The organism is Alicyclobacillus kakegawensis NBRC 103104 (assembly GCF_001552655.1).
GTDB lineage: Bacteria > Bacillota > Bacilli > Alicyclobacillales > Alicyclobacillaceae > Alicyclobacillus_G > Alicyclobacillus_G kakegawensis.
Genome location: NZ_BCRP01000050.1, coordinates 1 through 3,576 on the forward strand (window position 1 = coordinate 1; position 3,576 = coordinate 3,576).

General features: G+C 50.0%; 3 protein-coding genes. All 3 read right to left on the bottom strand.

Annotation, left to right across the window (positions count from 1 at the left end; all coding sequences use genetic code 11):
* Positions 1 to 286 precede the first annotated feature (286 nt).
* The 3 genes from AK2_RS16120 to AK2_RS16130 all read right to left on the bottom strand — a co-directional run bounded on the left by AK2_RS16120 (position 287) and on the right by AK2_RS16130 (position 3,496).
* Positions 287 to 1,738 carry an aldehyde dehydrogenase family protein gene (locus AK2_RS16120; protein ID WP_245632953.1) on the bottom strand — a complete coding sequence of 484 codons (1,452 nt, stop codon included), beginning with the start codon at positions 1,736 to 1,738 and terminating at the stop codon, positions 287 to 289.
* Positions 1,739 to 1,773: 35 nt separating this feature from the next.
* Positions 1,774 to 2,670 carry an NAD(P)-dependent oxidoreductase gene (locus AK2_RS16125; protein WP_083521312.1) on the bottom strand — a complete coding sequence of 299 codons (897 nt, stop codon included), beginning with the start codon at positions 2,668 to 2,670 and terminating at the stop codon, positions 1,774 to 1,776.
* Between the two features lie 64 nt (positions 2,671 to 2,734).
* The gene (locus tag AK2_RS16130; protein ID WP_217994723.1) at positions 2,735 to 3,496 is read right to left on the bottom strand and encodes a carboxymuconolactone decarboxylase family protein; all 762 of its coding nucleotides are present in this window, start codon (positions 3,494 to 3,496) and stop codon (positions 2,735 to 2,737) included.
* Positions 3,497 to 3,576: the final 80 nt, after the last annotated feature.

Here is a 3,576-nt window from a genome sequence, read left to right on the forward strand (position 1 = left end):
CGCCTCCCCTTGTAAGCGTAACCAGACAGTCACTTCTGCGAACTCCCGAAAACGCCTTCATCCAACTTTCATTTGGACCGGGCTCCCCCCTTGCCTCAGACCATAAGTCGCCAATATACTCGACTAATTTGTATTTCAACTATGTCGACACTTTTGTAGTGCTGATATGGTAGCATAAAGGATGTCCGCATTCAATATGGGATGTTGCTGTAGTTAGCTCTACTTTCCAGGAGCATACTCCTCATTACACTCTTCATTTCTCGTTTTCTGGCGTAACAATATGATTTCAAGATAATTTGATCCCAATGAACTTTTCTTCTGTCATCTCCTCAATCGCGTAACGTACGCCTTCCTTTCCGATTCCGCTTAACTTTACCCCTCCGTAGGGTATGTGATCATACCTGCGAATGGATGCCTCATTCACCCACACTCCGCCCGTCTCTAACGCTTCCGCAACTCGCAGGGCGCGGTTGATATCCTTGGTGAAAACGCCAGCATGCAAACCCAAATCCGAATCGTTCGCCATCTCGATCGCTTCATTCTCGGTATCAAAGGGTATCACACTGATTACCGGGGCAAAGACTTCCTGACAAACTACCTTCATGTTGGCAGTGACGTTGGCTAAAATAGTCGGTTCAAACAATGTCCCGTGCCTGCGACCGCCCGTCAGCACCGTCGCCCCTTCTTCGACAGCTTCCTGTATCCATTGCTCCGCCCGTTTGGCCGCATCTTCCGTAATCATGGGACCAACGTCGGTAGCTTCGTCCAAAGGATCTCCCACTCTCAGGGCCTTGGCCTTCGTCACGAGTTTTTCAACCAGTGACTCGTACACTGATCTTTGAATATAGACTCTCTGTACCGAGATGCACGCTTGACCGGCTGTCACCACACCTCCGTTGATTAACGCCGTGGCCGTGGTATCCAAATCTGCGTCCTCGAACACGATGTTCGGTGAATTGGAGCCCAATTCGAGAGTTACCTTCTTGTTTCCTGCCATTTCTTTTAGTTTCCAACCTACGAGACCACTGCCGGTAAATGTAACCCGTTTCACTCTCGGATCACGAACCAAGGGTCCTCCTAGGTCCGGACCAGTCCCCATCAAGATGTTTAACACCCCGGCCGGAAGTCCCGCTTCTTCGAACAACTTATAGAGAAGTACAGGGGACAGCGGAGTCTTTTCGGCCGGCTTCAGTACGACTGTGTTGCCGGCTGCAATAGCTGGGGCCACTTTATGCAAGACCAGATTCAACGGAAAATTGAACGGAGTAATGGCAACAATTACTCCAAGTGGATATCGTCTCGTGAATCCGATCTGACGTTCGCCGCCGATCGCACTGTCGAGAGGAATCTCCTCCCCGTGGATCTGCTTCGCTCCTTCGGAAGCGAATCGAAGAACTTGAACAGCACGGGAAACTTCTACTCGACCTTCCCGAACAGGCTTGCCTGTTTCCATCGCCAGCAAGGTGACAAACTCGTCAGCGCGCACTTCTAACAGGTCTGCCGTTTTGCGCAAGATATCCGATCTCCTATGGGCCGGCATCGTCTTCATCACCGTAGTAAATGCCCGGGATGCCGCAGTAATCGCTTTCTCAACTTCTTCTTGCGTAGCACAGAATATCTTGCCTACCAATTGACCATCATAGGGTCTCTTAACCTCGATGATCTTTCTTTCCCCTGATTTTAGCTCCTGTCCATCAATAAGGGACCCAAAAGAATACATTTTCATCTCACCTGTCATGATTCATACCCCCAGTATGTTGAAGTGCACAATCATTATGCAGTCACCTCAACGCCACCCCATTCCTCGAATATACGAATAATTTCAGTTGTATCCGAATCATACCCCAGCTTCTCCTTCGTCAATTTCCAGAGTTCCTTGATGTTCGTTCCAGCCCACATGGTAACTCCAAGCCTATCGGCTTCAGCCAGGCACAGAGCAACGTCCTTGTACATCAAACCGGATTTGAATCCATAATCGAACTTCCGATTCAACACAGCAGCCGGAAACTTATCCAAGGTCGCACTGTTTCTTCCACTGCTTGCATTCAAGACGTCCAACATCGTTTGTGGATCCAATCCGGCCTTGACGCCGAGGACAATCGCTTCGGATGTAGCCGCAAGTGCAACCGCTGACAGATAATTGTTTGCCAGCTTCATGGTTTGCGCCTGTCCAACGGACGACCCTACATAGAAAATCTTCTTTCCAATGGTTTGAAACACAGGCATATGTCGCTCATACGCAGCCTTGTCACCTGAGACCATGATCGACAGTGTCCCGGCTTCTGCCCCAGGAACACCGCCACTTACCGGAGCATCCAAGCTCACTGTGCCGTGCTCAGCCAGTTTTCGGCCAATCTCTTCAGATACCTGAGGGCCGGTAGTCGACAGGTCGATGTAAGTGTCGAATTTTCCACCACTGCACAATCCACCTTCCCCGAGAACAACGGATCGCACAACTTGGGGATTAGGGAGGCTCACAAGAATGGTCTTTGCCTGCGCCGGCACCTCCGCACAAGAAGAAGCTACTGTTACGTTGGGATGCTCTCTAAAAGGGTCCAGCGCTTCCTGGCGGATGTCGTACAAGACCATCGAATATCCCTGACGTAAAAGCCGAGATGCCATGTGATGCCCCATGTTACCAAGCCCAATAAAGCCCAGCGTCTCACTCAACTTGCTCATCCCCTTTGCGTCATTACGAACCGATGAGGGCATGATCCCTCCCGCGACCTGTCCATCACTCATCCGCCCCGTTCGCCCTTTGTTGCACGGAGGCCGTAGCCTGAAGTTCCTCAAGCAAAATGGGAACTCCCACATTGCAGGAATGGATTCCCAAGGTCGAAGCCAATGCGATGACCTCCATGATCTCCTCTTTTGTGGCCCCATAACCAATGGCGTTGCGGATATGTTGGCGCAAACCCGACTCATAAAGGTGCGTTGCGGCAACGTCGAATGCGGTATAAATGAGCTCTTTTATCTTCGGTTCCAACACCCCACTCACCCAAGGAACCGAAGAAAAGTGAATGTATGACTCAAAGAAATCCTCATCGAGAACGAGCAATGCATCCCAGAATTTATTCCAATATCCTCTCTTATTCTCAAACTCCTGCTTCAGGCGTTCTTGTCGTTCAGACCGCCTGAAGTCAATCTGCTCTCCGTTTGCAATTAATTCTTCGACGAGTATTGGAACACCGATATTACAAGCGTGAATTCCCAATGTACTTGTCAGTTCCAAGACTTCCATCAATTCTTCCTTAGTTGCTCCCAAACGAAGAGCCTGCCGGATATGATCGCGCAGTCCTGGTACAAACAGGTGTGTTGCAGCCCCGTCCACAGCAACATGTATCAGTTCTTTAGTCTTGGGGTCTAGGTGTCCTCTCTGCCAAGGAACGCCTCCATAGTGTAAATACGCTTCAAAGAACTCCGGATCGGCAACCAACAGGCTGTTCCACATCTCATTCCAGAAACCGAATGTGTCTATGAATCGGTCTCGGAGCACTCTTTGTCTATCCTCTACCACCACGTGGTCATCACGCTCCACGTCTCATTTTCGGCGAGAAAATAAGATCAGACTTTCGA